Annotated in this window: 10 protein-coding genes; 8 read left to right on the top strand and 2 right to left on the bottom strand. The window is 47.9% G+C overall.

Annotated elements, in window-relative coordinates; translation table 11 throughout:
- A partial coding sequence (locus QT994_RS00160; protein WP_333170700.1) for a tetratricopeptide repeat protein occupies positions 1–2,356 on the top strand: 2,356 nt, incomplete at its 5' end.
- A 268-nt stretch (positions 2,357–2,624) separates the two neighbouring features.
- Here QT994_RS00160 and QT994_RS00155 read toward each other — a convergent pair.
- The gene (locus tag QT994_RS00155; RefSeq protein ID WP_333170698.1) at positions 2,625–3,212 is read right to left on the bottom strand and encodes a hypothetical protein; all 588 of its coding nucleotides are present in this window, start codon (positions 3,210–3,212) and stop codon (positions 2,625–2,627) included.
- A gap of 292 nt (positions 3,213–3,504) precedes the next feature.
- Between QT994_RS00155 and QT994_RS00150 the strand changes: the two genes are divergently transcribed.
- Both QT994_RS00150 and QT994_RS00145 read left to right on the top strand, forming a co-directional pair.
- Positions 3,505–5,058 carry an NAD(P)/FAD-dependent oxidoreductase gene (locus tag QT994_RS00150; RefSeq protein WP_333171240.1) on the top strand — a complete coding sequence of 518 codons (1,554 nt, stop codon included), beginning with the start codon at positions 3,505–3,507 and terminating at the stop codon, positions 5,056–5,058.
- Between the two features lie 229 nt (positions 5,059–5,287).
- The gene (locus tag QT994_RS00145) at positions 5,288–7,096 is read left to right on the top strand and encodes an NFACT RNA binding domain-containing protein (RefSeq protein WP_333170695.1); all 1,809 of its coding nucleotides are present in this window, start codon (positions 5,288–5,290) and stop codon (positions 7,094–7,096) included.
- Between the two features lie 468 nt (positions 7,097–7,564).
- Here QT994_RS00145 and QT994_RS00140 read toward each other — a convergent pair whose 3' ends face one another.
- Complete coding sequence (locus QT994_RS00140) at positions 7,565–9,676, bottom strand: iron uptake porin (RefSeq protein WP_333170692.1); 2,112 nt, start codon at positions 9,674–9,676, stop codon at positions 7,565–7,567.
- 301 nt (positions 9,677–9,977) lie between these two features.
- On the opposite strand from QT994_RS00140, the gene QT994_RS00135 reads away from it, so the two are divergent.
- The 5 genes from QT994_RS00135 (at position 9,978) to QT994_RS00115 (ending at position 15,275) form a co-directional block, all read left to right on the top strand.
- Positions 9,978–11,144 carry a glycosyltransferase gene (locus QT994_RS00135; RefSeq protein ID WP_333171238.1) on the top strand — a complete coding sequence of 389 codons (1,167 nt, stop codon included), beginning with the start codon at positions 9,978–9,980 and terminating at the stop codon, positions 11,142–11,144.
- Between the two features lie 243 nt (positions 11,145–11,387).
- Positions 11,388–12,119, top strand: a complete 732-nt coding sequence (locus tag QT994_RS00130; protein ID WP_190663127.1) for a sugar transferase — start codon at positions 11,388–11,390, stop codon at positions 12,117–12,119.
- Positions 12,120–12,344: 225 nt separating this feature from the next.
- Complete coding sequence (gmd, locus tag QT994_RS00125; protein ID WP_333048358.1) at positions 12,345–13,376, top strand: GDP-mannose 4,6-dehydratase; 1,032 nt, start codon at positions 12,345–12,347, stop codon at positions 13,374–13,376.
- A 404-nt stretch (positions 13,377–13,780) separates the two neighbouring features.
- Positions 13,781–14,725: a GDP-L-fucose synthase gene (locus QT994_RS00120; protein ID WP_333170690.1), complete on the top strand. Its 945-nt coding sequence runs from the start codon at positions 13,781–13,783 to the stop codon at positions 14,723–14,725.
- A gap of 400 nt (positions 14,726–15,125) precedes the next feature.
- Positions 15,126–15,275 (top strand): hypothetical protein, encoded by a 150-nt coding sequence (locus tag QT994_RS00115; RefSeq protein WP_333170687.1) that lies wholly within the window; start codon positions 15,126–15,128, stop codon positions 15,273–15,275.
- The last annotated feature ends 93 nt before the right edge of the window (positions 15,276–15,368 follow it).

Raw genomic sequence — 15,368 nt, 5'->3', positions numbered from 1 at the left:
AGGGGAAGCTGCTACTTTGAATAATATTGGTGGAGTGTACGACAGCATTTCCCAACCGCAAGCAGCTTTGAATTACTATAACCAAGCTTTACCAATTCAGCGGGCAGTGGGCAATAGGGCGGGGGAAGCTGCTACTTTGAATAATATCGGTGTAGTTTACAAGAGTATCTCCCAGCCACAAGAAGCTTTGAATTACTATAACCAAGCTTTACCAATTCAGCGGGCAGTGGGCAATAGGGCGGGGGAAGCTGCTACTTTGAATAATATCGGTGGAGTGTACAACAGCATCTCCCAATCGCAAGAAGCATTGAAATACTTTAACCAAGCTTTACCAATTAGCCGGGAAGTGGGCGATCGCTTTGGGGAAGCTACTACTTTGAATAATATCGGTGGAGTGTACCACAGCATTTTCCAACCGCAAGAAGCATTGAAATACTTTAACCAAGCTTTACCAATTCAGCGGGCAGTGGGCGATCGCTCTGGGGAAGCTACTACTTTGAATAATATCGGTGGAGTGTACGACAACATATCCCAACCGCAAGAAGCTTTGAAATACTATAACCAAGCTTTACCGATTAGGCGGGAAGTGGGCGATCGCTCTGGGGAAGCTACTACTTTGAGTAATATCGGTTTAGTGTACAACACCATCGGACAACCGCAAGAAGCTTTAAAATACTATAACCAAGCTTTACCAATTAGGCGGGAAGTGGGCGATCGCTCCGGGGAAGCTACTACTTTGAATAATATCGGTGGAGTGTACAACAGCATTTTCCAACCGCAAGAAGCATTGAAATACTTTAACCAAGCTTTACAAATTACGCGGGCAGTGGGTGCTCGCGCGCGGGAAGCTACTACTTTGAGTAATATCGGTTTAGTGTACCGAGATGCGAAGCAACCGACTCAAGCGATCGAAAATTGGGAGCAATCCGTCCAAATTACCTTAGAGATGCGGAGTGGTTTACAGCGGGAAAATAGGAAAAAATTTCTAGAAGCTGAAAGCGGTCCAGCGATCGGCCTCACATCCTTTCTCATCGATCAAAACCAAGCCGATCGCGCTTTCCAATGGATCAACATCGCCACCACAGCCGATCTCGCCGACTACACCCGCTTAATTGACGCCAAAGTAGCCAACCCCCTAACACAAAAAGCCCTTGACGAGTGGAATCAAAAAAATCAACAACTCCAATTCCTCCGTCGCCAACTCGAAGACAAATTCTCAGAAAATCTCTCCCGACAAATGCGGGAATTAGAAACAGAAGTCAACAGCGAAGCAGAAGAAATCCGCCGCCAATTCCCAGAAGTCGCCGAACTCTTTGAAACCACACCCAAAGACATCGCCCAACTGAAAGCAAGTATCGCACCAGATACCGTAGTCATTCAACCCGTCTTGCTAACAAATGTCAAAAATGTCCCCAATACCATCGCCCTATTTGTGTTAACAAAAGACAGTTTAAGTGTTAAAACAATTGCGATAAATCCCGCAGAATTCGACAAACTCCTCACCGAACACCGCGAAGAAATATCAAGCGAACTCACTTCAGATTACAGAGAAACTGGCGGCAAACTATACGACATCCTAATTCGCCCGATAGAAGACCAAATACAGGCATTATCTCCCAAACAATTGAGCATCATCGCCACAGGAAAGTTGCGTTACATCCCCTTTGAAACCCTTTGGGACACGAAAAATCGCAAATTCCTCATCCAGAAATATCCCGTCAACTATCTCACCCGCATTTCCACAAGGTCAATTCCCAATTCTACTTTACAAGGCGGAGTCTTAGCATTAGGAAATCCCATCCCCCGCGCTCCCCAAAATTTAGCTGGTACAGAAGAAGAAGTTAGAAATATCGCTCAATTATTCCCCGGAAGTTCCGCCTATATCGGCAATGCTGCCACCCTCGATCAATTCAAAACTCAAGCACCCCGCTTTCCTTTTTTACACCTAGCAACTCACGGCTGTTTCCAACAGGGAGGCTGTCAAAAATTGGGCATGGAGGAAAATACGCTGCTATTTGCTGACAGCCAATTCAATATTCGCGATGCGGCGTTATTAGGATTGCAAAACACCAGACTCCTCACCTTAAGCGCGTGTCAAACTGCTATGCAAGCGAATTCTAACGGTGAAGAAATATCGGGAGTTGCATATATATTTGAGCGTGCGGGCGCACAAGCGGTGATGGCGAGTTTGTGGAGTGTTGATGATTCAGCTACTAAAGATTTGATGGTTGAATTTTATCAAAATATCAATAAGGGGATGAGTAAAAATGAAGCTTTGCGGCAAGCTAAGTTGAGTCAAATTACTCGCCATCCGTTTTATTGGTCGCCGTTTATTTTAATTGGGGATGCGCGGTAGAATAGGTAGTAGATTGTTGTCAACAACCAGGTCAAATCCGCAGTCCGGCGGGGATTAAAACTGATCCCCCTAGCCCCCCTTAAGAAGGGGGGGACAAGAGCATTCAAAGTCCCCTTTCTTAAGGGATAAGAGCATTCAAAGTCCCCTTTCTTAAGGGATAAGAGCATTCAAAGTCCCCCTTCTTAAGGGGGATTTAGGGGGATCTAGACTTCGATATAAACGAGAGATACAGAATAAATACTGTTGTCCCCCGATCGCACATTTTCACCTAAACTCTCCCCCACAAAGCCAAGCCGCCGCCCCTTCCCCTAGCCGCAATTATCCCATCTTCTAACAGAAAATATGCAAAAAATGCCTGCTTCCCCACACTCAAACTAAAAAATTCCGCCTCCCGCGCTTCTCCACCGCGAATAAATCCTTGATACACAGTTTTACCCAACACTTTCACCGTAATTCTGGTAAAAGCAAAAGCTAAAATATTTTTATTAACCAAAAACTTAGTCGGCCCGGAAAGAGTTAGTACGATCGCCCCAACTTGCACCGAATTCTCCACCCTGCCGATTTCGCTATTCTCTTCCCCTTCAGCAACAGGTTCTGCCGAATAAGCAATTTGAATTCTCGCCACCCACTCAGGGATATAACGTCCCGCACCCAACACAATCCCCGCTTTTTTTCGAGTCTTTTTTGTACCGGTGATAAAGCAGAGTTGCCAGTTGCCGGTTAATTGCTCGAAAGAATAGCGAATTTTATTTTTTTTCGCGTTTTTCTCAGCTTCTAGGAGGGCGGCGACTACAGCCTCGGGAGATGGTTTAGAATTAGATTGGGCAGCTTGTTCTAGAAGAGATAGATTTTCCATTTAATAATATACAGATTTGTATTTTAAGGGTGGTAGCTGAGTCGAGATCCCCCTAAATCCCCCTTAAGAAGGGGGACTTTGAATGCTTCTAAGCCTGCCCTTTTTAACAAGAACTTTGACTGCTTCTTGTCCCCCCCTTATTAAGGGGGGCTAGGGGGGATCGAGCCTACAGTCAACTGCTTGCTTCTTTTCCCTTGTGTTTTGGAGGGCTAGGGACGATCGCATCTGTTAAATGCCTAAGTCCTAAAGCTGCAAGACATTGATAATATTAGCTGACGTAGCGGAGAAAAACATGGTTGCGATCGCCCCCACAGACACAGAAATCATCGTCATCGGCAGCGGGATTGGCGGCTTGACTTGCGCTGCAATGCTCGCCCGCTATGGCTTTGATGTTGTGGTTTGCGAAAGCCATTCGATCGCGGGCGGGGCCGCACACGGTTTTGAACGCGGCGGATTTAGCTTCGACTCCGGGCCCTCGCTGTACTCAGGATTATCCTACAGCCCGTCTGCGAATCCCCTGCGGCAAGTTTTGGATGCGATCGGCGAAAAACTCCCCTGCATCACCTACGATACCTGGGGTTGCTGTTTGCCAGAAGGGGATTTCGACACATCCGTTGGTGCGAGTCAATTTGGCGAAGTGCTCGCACGACTGCGCGGCGCCGAAGCAGTCGCCGAATGGCAGCAACTCCAGCGCATCATGGAACCCTACGCCAAAGCTGCCATAGCCTTGCCCTCCCTGGCTTTGCGCTTCGATTTGGGCGCTGTTTTTACCCTCGGCAAATTTGCGCCGGCTTTCCTGCAAAGTGCTGGCGATGCGATCGCACTTGCAGGCCCTTTCAGCAAAATTATGGACAAAAATGTCAGAGATCCGTTTGTCCGAAATTGGCTGAATTTGTTGTGTTTCCTGCTGTCTGGACTTCCAGCCGACGGAACGATCGCAGCCGAAGTCGCTTTCATGTTCGCCGACTGGTATCGCCCCAATGCAGTTTTGGACTATCCGATCGGCGGTAGTGCAGCTTTGGTAAATGCCCTGGTACGCGGTTTAGAGCGCCACGGAGGCGGGTTGCTGCTAAATTCCCACGTTGCAGAAGTTTTGGTGGAAAACAACCGGGCTGCGGGCGTGCGGCTGCGATCGGGCAAAATTATTCGATCGCACAAAGCCGTCGTCTCCAACGCTTCCGTTTGGGATACGCTGAAACTGTTGCCTGAAACCTCATTCCCGCAAAGGTTTCGGCAACAGCGGCAGGCGACGCCCGAGTGCGACAGCTTCATGCACCTGCATCTGGGAATTGATGCTGCCGGAGTGCGATCGGACTTGGCTTGTCACTACATCTTCGTCAAAGACTGGGAAATGGGCGTTTCTGCCCCTCAGAACGTCGTTCTCGTCTCGATTCCCTCCCTCCTCGACCCCGACCTAGCGCCTTCGGGAAAGCACGTCATTCACGCATATACCCCCGGAAACGAGCCTTACGATTTGTGGCAAAAGCTCGATCGCACCAGCGAAGAGTACAAGCTGCAAAAACAAGCGCGCGCCGAGGTAATGTGGGAAGCCTTAGAGAGAATTATCCCTAATATTCGATCGCGCGCAGAAGTCACCTTAGTTGGGACACCCCTCACCCACGAACGGTTTTTGCGCCGCCATCGCGGTTCCTACGGGCCCGGAATTCGGGCGGGTAGCGGCTTGTTTCCCGGACCGAGAACGCCTTTAGCAGGGCTGTTTTGCTGCGGAGATTCGACGTTTCCGGGAATTGGTTTGCCGGCTGTTGTTGCTAGCGGTGCGATCGCCGCCAATACGATCGCACCTTTGGACAAACATTTGCAATTGATTCGGGAAGTTATTAGTTAGTTGTTATTAGACATCTCCCATAATTTTTGGGGAACAGGCACCCTGTCTGTTCAAAATCTGCTTTTTAGGAGATGCCTATTAGTTATTAGTTATTTGTTAACGGAATTATTGAAGAGCTTTCATAGCGAAGGACGCGAAGCAAGAGTAAACAATAATTTTATATAGTTCGTAAAATGTGACCGATATCTGTCAGCATAGAAATAGATAGTTCGATCGCCCTGAGAATACCGTGCAACCCGTAGACTTTACAACTTTAACCGCCACTTGCAGCGAACTGCGAGCCCAATGGCTGCCAGCGCGCTTAGAACAAGTCTACCAGCGCGATCGCTTCACCGTGTCCCTGGCCTTCCGCACCATGAAAGGGCGCGGCTGGATTGACCTTTCCTGGCATCCTGTGGCCGCCCGCATCTGCGTAGGCGACCCCCCGCCCCGCATTCCCGATACCTTCACCTTCAGCGAACAACTGCGGCACCAACTCAGCGGTTTAGCCTTAGTTTCCATCGCCCCCGTTTCACCCTGGGAAAGAGTCATCGACTTGCAATTCGCCAAACGCCCCGGAGAGCCCGCCCTCTGGCACCTCTACGCCGAAATCATGGGCAAATACAGCAACGTCATCCTCACCGCCCAAGACAACCTCGTTGTCACCTGCGCCCACCAAGTCAGCGCCAAACAGTCCACCGTCCGTCCCATCCAAACCGGGCAACCCTACGAAATGCCCCCGTCTTTGACCGATGCAGTGCCTAGTCTGAGCGAATCTCAAAACCGCTGGCAATCGCGAATTAACCTGGTTCCTGGACAATTAAAGGGCAATCTGTTGAAGAATTACCGAGGGATGAGTAAGGCCTTAGTTTTGTCAATGATTCGATCGGCTTCTTTAAACCCCGAACAATCCACCGACAGCCTCAATCCCGACGAATGGCAGCAACTATTCCAGCGCTGGCTATACTGGCTGCAATGCCTAGAAAACTCCAAATATCACCCGAGTTTTACCCCCGAAGGCTACACCGTCATCGATTGGCCGACACCAGAAAATCACAATGTAGGGGCAGTGCCCCCGTGCCCGCCCTCTGATTCTTCCTTCCTGACATCAGTTAAATCCGTTACAGAATCCGTTGCCGAACTTCCTTCTTCCGTTCAAGAATTACTTAACAGCTACTACACAGGCCAAATCAATCAAGAAGTATTCGCCCAACTGCGGCATCAGCTTACCCAAAAACTCAACAACGTCCTCGCAAAACTGCGCCTCAAAGCCAACACATTTAAAGAACGCTTGCAGCAATCGGCAGACGCAGACACCCACAAATCCCAAGCCGATTTGCTGATGGCAAATTTGCAGCATTGGGAACCAGGAATGAAATCGATTTCTCTCCCCGACTTTGAAACCGAGAAACCAGTTATCATTCCCCTAAATCCGGAAAAAAACGCAGTTCAAAACGCTCAAGCAATCTACAAAAAACACCAAAAACTTAAAAGAGCCCGCATTGCAGTAGAACCTTTGTTAGCCGCGGTACAGGAAGAAATCGACTATTTAGAACAAGTTGAAGTCGCACTTTCGGTATTGGAAACCTACCGCAACACCCAAGATTTGCAAACCCTCGCCGAAATCCGCGAAGAACTGATCCAGCAAAAATATCTAGACGTACCAGATTACCGCAGTACCGACAAAAATGCTGCGATCGAATTTCACCGCTACCAAACCCCCAGCGGCTTTGAATTATTAATCGGGCGCAACAACCGCCAAAACGACCAACTCACTTTTCGGACCGCCAACGACTACGACTTGTGGTTCCACACCCTAGAGATTCCCGGAAGCCACGCTTTGCTGCGTCTCAAACCCGGTACAGTTGCTGAAGAAACCGATTTGCAATTTGCCGCCGACATGACTGCTTATTACAGTCGCGCCCGCCACAGCGAACAAGTTCCGGTAGTTTATACAGAACCTAAATATGTATACAAGCCGAAAGGCGCGAAACCTGGTATGGTTGTATACAAGCAGGAGCGAATTGTCTGGGGCAGACCGCAGCAAGCTCCGGCTTAAATTATATAAAGTGAGAAAAATGAGTGATCGGCAATCGAAACCTGGTTTTTACGCAAAATAACCTGTTTAAAACCCATAAACCTAGGCATAAACAGGGTTTTGGAAGCCCGGTGTGATTATACAAAGTGACCCGGAGTGCGATCGCCCCCCTCAAAATTAATATCCGCCCGGAATGTAAAGTATTATTACAAAAAATTAAATTTTGTTGTTATAATACCGCTTAAGAGAGATGATATTTCTTTTAGAACCCTTTGCAAAGAAACGTGCAACTTGGGTTTCCTCACTGTGAGAAAAACACTGTGAGAACACAACGGATTTAACAATTTTTGCAGACCAGCTTTTGCTAAAGCTGGTCGTTTCTGTTGAAACATTAAACCCAAGCTCGGACAATTTTAAATTGGCGATTTTAGATTTTAGATTAAAACCGCTAATCTAAAATCTAAAATCTAAAATCGGTGTGGGCTGCTCCTAGAAAGTAAACGTCGTTCTGACCACCCCAATCACCAAATCAGAATTACTCTTATTGTGGTCAGGAGCAGTCAGCCAAATCAAACCAGGAGTGATAGAAATATTGTCGCTCAACTTAAACTGATAGAAACCTTCAACGTGCAGCGAAGTATCCTTATCTTCCGGCAAAGTCCGATTAGTAGAACTCGTCACCCGCGGCTCCATACCTACCACAATCCCCGCCACATTTCCTTCTTTCAACAAATCGGGAAAAGCCAAAGTAACTGCCCAGTTCCAGATTTTTTGGTCTCCCCGCTGCACTGAACCCGTAGGAGTAGCCGAGTTGGATAAAATGCGCTGGTTGGTGTAACCAGCCCAACCGCCAATTGCAAATCTGCGGTTCAACTGCCACGAAGCTTGCGCGCCGTAGGAATTGCTAGAAACTGGGAGAGTGGTATCGCTGTCGAACCCGAAGGAACCGAGACGCTGCGGAAAATTAGAAGCATTGCTGCCGGTATTGGTAATTAAGTTGTAGGAATTAACGTAAGTTAAACCTAAAGCAATGCTGTCGCTCGGTGTAAAAGTCAACTGAGCCAAACCGCCGTAAGAACCGTTAAACAAACCATTTCCCCGCGTCGGGTTCGCAGCATTGCCGGCCAAATATCCCAAACTCAGCTCCAGTTTTTCCCCAAACTGATGCCGCAGAGCGATGCCAGAACCACCAAGCAAATAGTAAATTGGGTTGCGAGTACCGAAGTTAGAAAGAGCGCCGTAGCTGCCGTCTCCGTCAAAGTAAGGGTTGACAGTGTTAGCAAAATCATCAGCAGCGCCGGCGTTGGCTTCTAGAATTACAGTAGTGCTTTTGCCGATAGGGAATTGGTAAAGCAGCGCATCTAAAGCTACTATATTGTTAGCATCGCCAAAAGGCCCGACATTAAACCGCAATTCCCCTTCAGCAGTTTTCGTATTATTAGTAGAAAACGCACCCATATTTAAAACTTGCAGTCGAGTTCTGAGCAAATCTTCTCCAGAAAAACTCGTGTCAAAATTAATCCGAACCCTGCTGCCAAAAGCCGTGGTTTTATCAGCTTCGCGGCCCTCGGCATCATCTCCCCTGGCGATACCCGCCAAACCAAATATCACTTCGCCGTTGAGTTTAGTCGTAGTCGAAAACTGATTTGCTTCTAATTCAGAGGTACGCGCTTCCAAAGCATCGACGCGGCCGCGTAAAGTTGCCAATTCCGCCGCAAATTCTTCTTGCAACCTTTGCACAGAAGCCAAATCTTCTCGCGTCACCAGATTTCTCGAACCGCCTTGAATCAGCTCGCTAACTTTATCCAAACACGCATTTAAACCTGCTGCAAATTCGTAGCGAGTCATGGCGCGGTTGCCGCGAAAAGTGCCGTCAGGATAGCCAGCTATACAACCGTAGCGCTCTACTAGGGATTGCAACGCTTGAAAAGCCCAATCGGTGGGTCGAACGTCGGAAAGTTGCGAAACTGAGGTTACTTGGCCAACCGCATCTTCGCTGCCGCTACCTTCTGTGCTGTATTGGTTGATTTGTTCTAAAACATTTGACTGTGCTTGAGGTTGGGCACTTGGAGTAGTGGATTGGGAAATCTGATCGGGTTGTGCGACCGCTTTTTGTGCGTTTAAATTAGCCGGTGCAACGGCGGGTTGCGTTTCGCTTAAGTTTGCCGGCGCGACTGCGGGGATTTGCTCCGCGACAGGTTGTTCGGTACTTAAATTTGCGGGCGCGACTGCGGGTTGGGTTTCGCTTAAATCTGCTGCAACTGCGTTGGACGGTGCTTTTGCCTGTTCGGCAACTGGGGCAATCGGCTCGTTAGCGTTAGCGAAGCGCTCGGAAGGAAAGCCCTCGTAGAGGTTCGCACTTTCTTTGTCAATAGTTTCAACAGTCAAGTTGCTAGCTACTGACACAGGTTCGGCCGTCACCGCTGCCGTCTCAGACTTTTCCAACTCGGTTGCAGCATCTGCTAATTGCAATTGATGAGCTTGAGCGGTCGCGACAATTTCTATAGGGTGCTCTGCTGCTAGCGCTGTCGAAGATACGACTAAACTTGCTGCCAATACACCCGGACTAACTAAAAGTCCCTTCCACAAAATTTTGGACATTTTTTCCTCACACCACATTACCGTCGATCGCCCGTTCCGAAGATTTAGGCGATCGCAAATCACCTTCAGTATTGAGCCTAATAGTATTTATTGTCAACAATCTGGGAAATCACTGCCCGAGAGTGCTGTTTTGCTGTCGCTGATTTCACAAGAAGCCGCTTTATTCCGAAAATCCTGGGTTTGAGGACTAAATGTGTAGGTAGAAACCCGGTTGATGGCGATCGGGTGCGTAAGTGCTCCCTGAGTAAGATTAATATTGACAGAACTAGCGCTAATAAATCGTTCGATCGGCTACATACAAGTGAAAAAACTAAAATATGCCCTAGTTCACGAATGGTTAACGCCCTTAGCTACTGGCGGTTCAGAACTCGTAGTGCAGGAAATCCTCAAACACGTAGACGAGGCAGATATCTATGCCCTCATCGACTTTGAATCAGCCAATCCCGAAAGCTATCTTTTCGGGCGACAGATTGGCACAACATTTTTGCAGCACTTTCCCAAGGCCCGGAGCGGCGTGCAAAAATATTTGCCATTTCTGCCGATCGCGATCGAACAACTAGATATTCGAGAATACGACATCATCCTCTCCTCATCCCATGCCGTCGCCAAAGGCATCCTCAGCAGTCCCCAGCAACTGCACGTCTGCTACTGCCACACGCCCATGCGCTACGCTTGGGACTTAACTTTTGACTATTTGCGTAGCAGCAAAGCCGGACGGGGCATCCCGGGCCTGCTGACGCGATATTTGTTGCATCGACTGCGGCAGTGGGACGTAATTTCCGCCAATCGTGTTGATTATTTCATCGCTAACTCTCAACACACGGCGCGCCGAATTTGGCGGTGCTACCGGCGGCGGGCCCAGGTGATTTATCCGCCGGTAAATATCGAGCGATTTTCCTTGATGCGGCAAAAACAAGACTTTTACGTCACAGTTTGTCGGTTAGTAAGTTACAAAAACGTAAGTGCGATCGTCCAAGCATTCAATCAACTCGGGCATACTCTAATTGTCATCGGCACCGGGCCAGAATTAGAAATGATTCGGCAAATCGCCAAACCCAACGTGCAAGTGCTCGGCTGGCAGCCCGCCGAAGTAGTTGAAAAGTACATGGCAGAGGCGAAAGCCTTTGTCTATGCAGCTTGCGAAGATTTTGGCATAGCTTTGGTAGAGGCTCAAGCGTGCGGAACACCGGTAATTTCCTATGCAGCAGGGGGCGCTTTGGAGACAGTGCTCGACATTCGCCAACACCCAGAGACAGGGACTGGTTTATTTTTTTCCTCCCAAACCGCAGCAGCATTAGTCGAAGCTGTCGAGGAATTTGAGCAGTTGCAAGGCAAATTTCGCCCAGAAATCAGCAGGTTGCGGGCTGAACAGTTTGCCCCCGAAGTCTTTGGGCAGAGCTATCTAGCTTTTGTTGAACACTGCTATCAGGAATTTCACTCCCGTGATTTTACCCAGTCTGGGGCTTGATAGTACCAGATCCCCATAGGGGGACAATCTTCCTTCTGCCTTTGTATAAGTGCCTTCAGAAGACCTCTGCATAAGTGCCTTGTGCCTTCTTCCTTCTGCCTTGAGAAGCCCTCTTCCTTCTGCCTTCTGCCTTTTGAAGCCTTCTGAAGGCAGAAAATTGAGTATTGGAAACATAATTCAGCGAACAAAGCGTCTTGAGGCTTTATGATCAGGACTGTGTGTGGTGTGAAGTGAAGGAGTAAGATGACTGCCGACAGCCAACTAATCTCCGGCAAGGTAATTCGAGCGATCGCAAGACGCGGTTTTGGGTCTGTCCTGCAAGGAGATAGACGCATAAGTCGTTCTCTACAGAGCCTCGACGGAGAACTTTTCAAGCGGTTATTTGACATCCTGTTTTCCTTATCGGTTCTGATCCTGTTTGCTCCGGTTTACCTGCTTTTGGCTTTCTTAATCGCCTTAAGCTCGCCCGGTCCTATTTTTTACGTACAGGAACGAGTAGGCAAAAACCGTAAAAGGTTTTATTGCCTTAAATTCAGAACCATGGTGGAAAATGCGGACGATATCTTGCTGGAAATCATGGAAAATTCTCCGCATTTGCGTCAAGAGTTTGAGGACAATTTCAAGCTGAAACAAGACCCTCGAATTACCTGGATTGGAAGATTTTTACGAATGACCAGTTTAGACGAGTTTCCCCAGTTTTGGAATGTTTTAAAAGGAGATATGAGTGTCGTCGGACCGAGACCTTTAGTTGAAGAAGAACTGCCGAGATACGGCCGTCACATCAACAAAATTCTCACCATAAGACCTGGAATTACGGGCTTGTGGCAAGTTTCTGGTCGCAACGACATTCCCTATCCCCGCCGAGTCCAAATCGACCTCTATTACGCAAATGACAAAAACCTTTGGATGGATATGTGGATTGTTTTCAAAACAATTGGAGTTGTGATTTTTCCCAAAAATAACGGCGCATATTAATTTTTGTCCGCAGTCAGCAATCGGTAGTTAGTTTTATTTGTTACTGACCACTGATGCTGACTACTGACAATCCGCGACAAACTCTTTGTCAAAACTAAACAGTTCCTGGATGCCGATCGAAGAATTGTGAGTTAACTTAGAGTTTGGGAATACGATCGGCAGGGAGCAACAGCCTCTGCCAAAAAATTTATTGTGAATTAACACATCCTGTCACAGGAAAATCAGATGACGCAATGCAAGCGAGCGCTAATAACAGGTATTACAGGTCAAGACGGCTCTTATTTGAGCGAATTACTGTTAGAGAAAGGATATGAAGTTCACGGCATTATCCGGCGGAGTTCTAGTTTCAATACTGATCGAATTGACCACATCTATGTAGATCCTCACAGCGAGGGTGCGCGCCTGTTTCTACACTACGGCGACTTGACGGACGGCACCACTCTCCGCCGCATATTGGAAGAAGTCCAGCCAGTAGAAGTTTATAACTTAGGCGCTCAATCTCACGTTCGAGTTAGCTTTGACTCGCCAGAATATACGGTTGACGCCGTAGGCATGGGAGTATTGCGGCTACTAGAAGCCGTTCGGGACTATCAGCGCCGTACTGGCATAGAAGTGCGGTTCTATCAAGCAGGTTCTTCGGAAATGTTCGGTTTGGTGCAGGAAGTTCCACAGAAGGAAACAACTCCTTTTTATCCCAGAAGTCCTTACGCCTGCGCCAAAGTTTACGGTCATTGGCAAACTGTAAATTATCGGGAATCTTACGGACTTTTTGCGTGCAACGGCATCTTGTTCAATCACGAATCTCCCCGCCGGGGCGAAACTTTTGTCACCCGCAAAATTACTCGCGCTGTTGCCAGAATTGTAGCGGGCAAGCAGAAAAAGATTTACTTGGGCAATCTCGATTCTAAGCGGGACTGGGGTTATGCTAAAGACTACGTGCGGGCGATGTGGCTGATGCTGCAACAAGACAAGCCTGACGATTATGTCATTGCTACCAACGAGACGCATTCCATTAAGGAATTTCTTGATTTGGCTTTTACTTACGTCAATTTAGATTGGCAAAAATATGTGGAGTTTGACGAACGCTACTTGCGGCCGGCAGAAGTCGAACTGTTGATAGGCGATTCGACTAAGGCGCGCCAGCAATTAAATTGGGAACCTTCTGTAACTTTTGAGCAGTTAGTACATCTCATGGTAGATGCTGACATGAAAGCTTTAGAGCAGCAAGGTCGAGGTTCCGGCAACGGATTTGATTAAGTCGCTAAACCAAGCCGTCAGCGCGAACAATTTGTAGGGGTAGGGCCCCGTGTCTACCCCTTTGGCGAAAGGCGCGCACCGGGGAATAGCCCCTACACACAGTTTACAACGGATGAGAGGATTGTTACAGCTATTAGCGCGATCGGCATTCCAAGAAGCAGCTTAATTACTCGCAAATTTTTTTGCTGTGCGGGCTAAAAAAAACATTAAAATGATAGTTGAGAAGTCGCGGTCCCTATATCTAACTTTCGGGTGTGCACGGCGCAAATTGTCCCTATCTGCGGCAGCTAAAACAGATGTGTGGGCAACCTCATCCTGTAGCTAAAACCTTTTTTTTGCTAAAGCAACAATTTTAGAATGGAAATTGTTGATCGACCTTTATTCAAAATCCCGAGGCTAAAATTATGACAAGCTTGGATTTAAGCAGCAAACGCATTCTCGTCACGGGCGGCGCCGGTTTCTTGGGCCGTCAGGTAATCGACCAGCTAGTGAAAGCAGGGGCCGATGCTGATAAAATTTCCGTGACTCGATCGCGCGACTGCGACCTCCGCGTCATGGAAAACTGCAAGCGCGCCGCCGACCAACAAGATATGATCGTTCACCTCGCCGCCCACGTCGGCGGCATCGGCTTAAACCAACTCAAACCCGCTGAATTATTTTACGATAATTTGATGATGGGCGTGCAACTAATCCACGCCGCCTACGAAGCAGGAGTCGAAAAATTTGTCTGCGTCGGCACGATTTGCGCTTATCCCAACTTCACCCCAGTTCCTTTCAAAGAAGATGACCTCTGGAACGGCTATCCAGAGGTAACTAACGCACCTTACGGAGTAGCGAAAAAAGCCTTATTAGTGCAACTGCAATCCTACCGCCAGCAGTACGGATTCAACGGTATCTACTTGCTACCAGTAAATCTGTACGGCCCTGAAGATAACTTTGACCCAAAAAGTTCCCACGTCATCCCCGCATTAATTCGCAAAGTCCACGAAGCGCAAGAAAGGGGAGACAAAACACTGCCAGTTTGGGGCGATGGCAGCCCTAGCCGCGAGTTTTTGTATTCCACAGATGCCGCGCGGGGAATTGTGATGGCGGCTCAATCTTACAGTAAATCTGACCCGGTTAATTTGGGAACAAATAGCGAAGTTAAAATTCGCGATTTAGTGGAAACGATTTGCGAATTGATGGGATTTGAGGGAGAAATTGTTTGGGAAACCGACAAACCGAACGGTCAGCCGCGCCGTTGTTTGGATACCCAAAGGGCTAAGGAAAAGTTTGGTTTTGTTGCGGAGGTGAAGTTTAAGGAAGGGTTGAAAAATACGATTGATTGGTATCGAAAACACGCAGTTTGAGTGTGAAAAACCCGGTTTTTTGAAGAAACCGGGTTTTTTTATGAATAATACAAATGGGGGTTATCCACCTAATTTATAATAGTCTGCGGTTGAAACCTATCCTACACAAACGAGTCCGCCTTCTGGCCCTAAGAAATCATACAAATTCGGCGGGTAAAATTTCACTGATAGTCGGCGGTTTCAACCGCTACTACAGCTGCCTCTCGTCGCAGAGGGGAACTAAGAAATCATACCAATCGATCGGCATTAGGGGCAGGTTGTCCGGCAAAATTACTTTTGCAACAGGTTTATTGTTCAAGATATGATGATTTCTTGGGAATTAGCCTGGGAAGTTTTTCATGTCGTAACAGTGCCCAAATTTTAGAATCTGACAAAAGAGGTATTTCCTGGTTTTGAAGAAGTGCCTGCAGATGTTCCGGGAGGATTGGTAAGTTTGGTGTTTAATCGCGGCACGAGTATGGAGGGAAACCTCCGCCGGGAAATGCGTGCAATCCGGGATTTAGTGCCGAAAAAGATGTTAAGCGAATTGCGGATAAAATCCGGCAAATGAAACTGATTTGGGTGGGTACGAGCATTGAACAAAGTATAGACAGACGCCGGGATGCGGAAGCAAATTTAATCGAGGAAAGTGCTTAAAGTGACA

Origin of the sequence: Microcoleus sp. S13_B4, from assembly GCF_036700885.1 — a bacterium.
GTDB lineage: Bacteria > Cyanobacteriota > Cyanobacteriia > Cyanobacteriales > Microcoleaceae > Microcoleus.
The sequence above is the reverse complement of the archived record's forward strand: the minus strand, read 5'-3'. Positions and strand labels throughout refer to the sequence as shown.

Bases quoted from the DNA above. Each gene is read 5' to 3' on its own strand.
- QT994_RS00120 (WP_333170690.1), top strand. From the start codon at position 13,781: ATGACAAGCTTGGATTTAAGCAGCAAACGCATTCTCGTCACGGGCGGC.
- QT994_RS00150 (WP_333171240.1), top strand. From the start codon at position 3,505: ATGGTTGCGATCGCCCCCACAGACACAGAAATCATCGTCATCGGCAGC.
- QT994_RS00140 (WP_333170692.1), bottom strand. From the start codon at position 9,676: ATGTCCAAAATTTTGTGGAAGGGACTTTTAGTTAGTCCGGGTGTATTG.
- QT994_RS00155 (WP_333170698.1), bottom strand. From the start codon at position 3,212: ATGGAAAATCTATCTCTTCTAGAACAAGCTGCCCAATCTAATTCTAAA.
- gmd (WP_333048358.1), top strand. From the start codon at position 12,345: ATGACGCAATGCAAGCGAGCGCTAATAACAGGTATTACAGGTCAAGAC.
- QT994_RS00130 (WP_190663127.1), top strand. From the start codon at position 11,388: ATGACTGCCGACAGCCAACTAATCTCCGGCAAGGTAATTCGAGCGATC.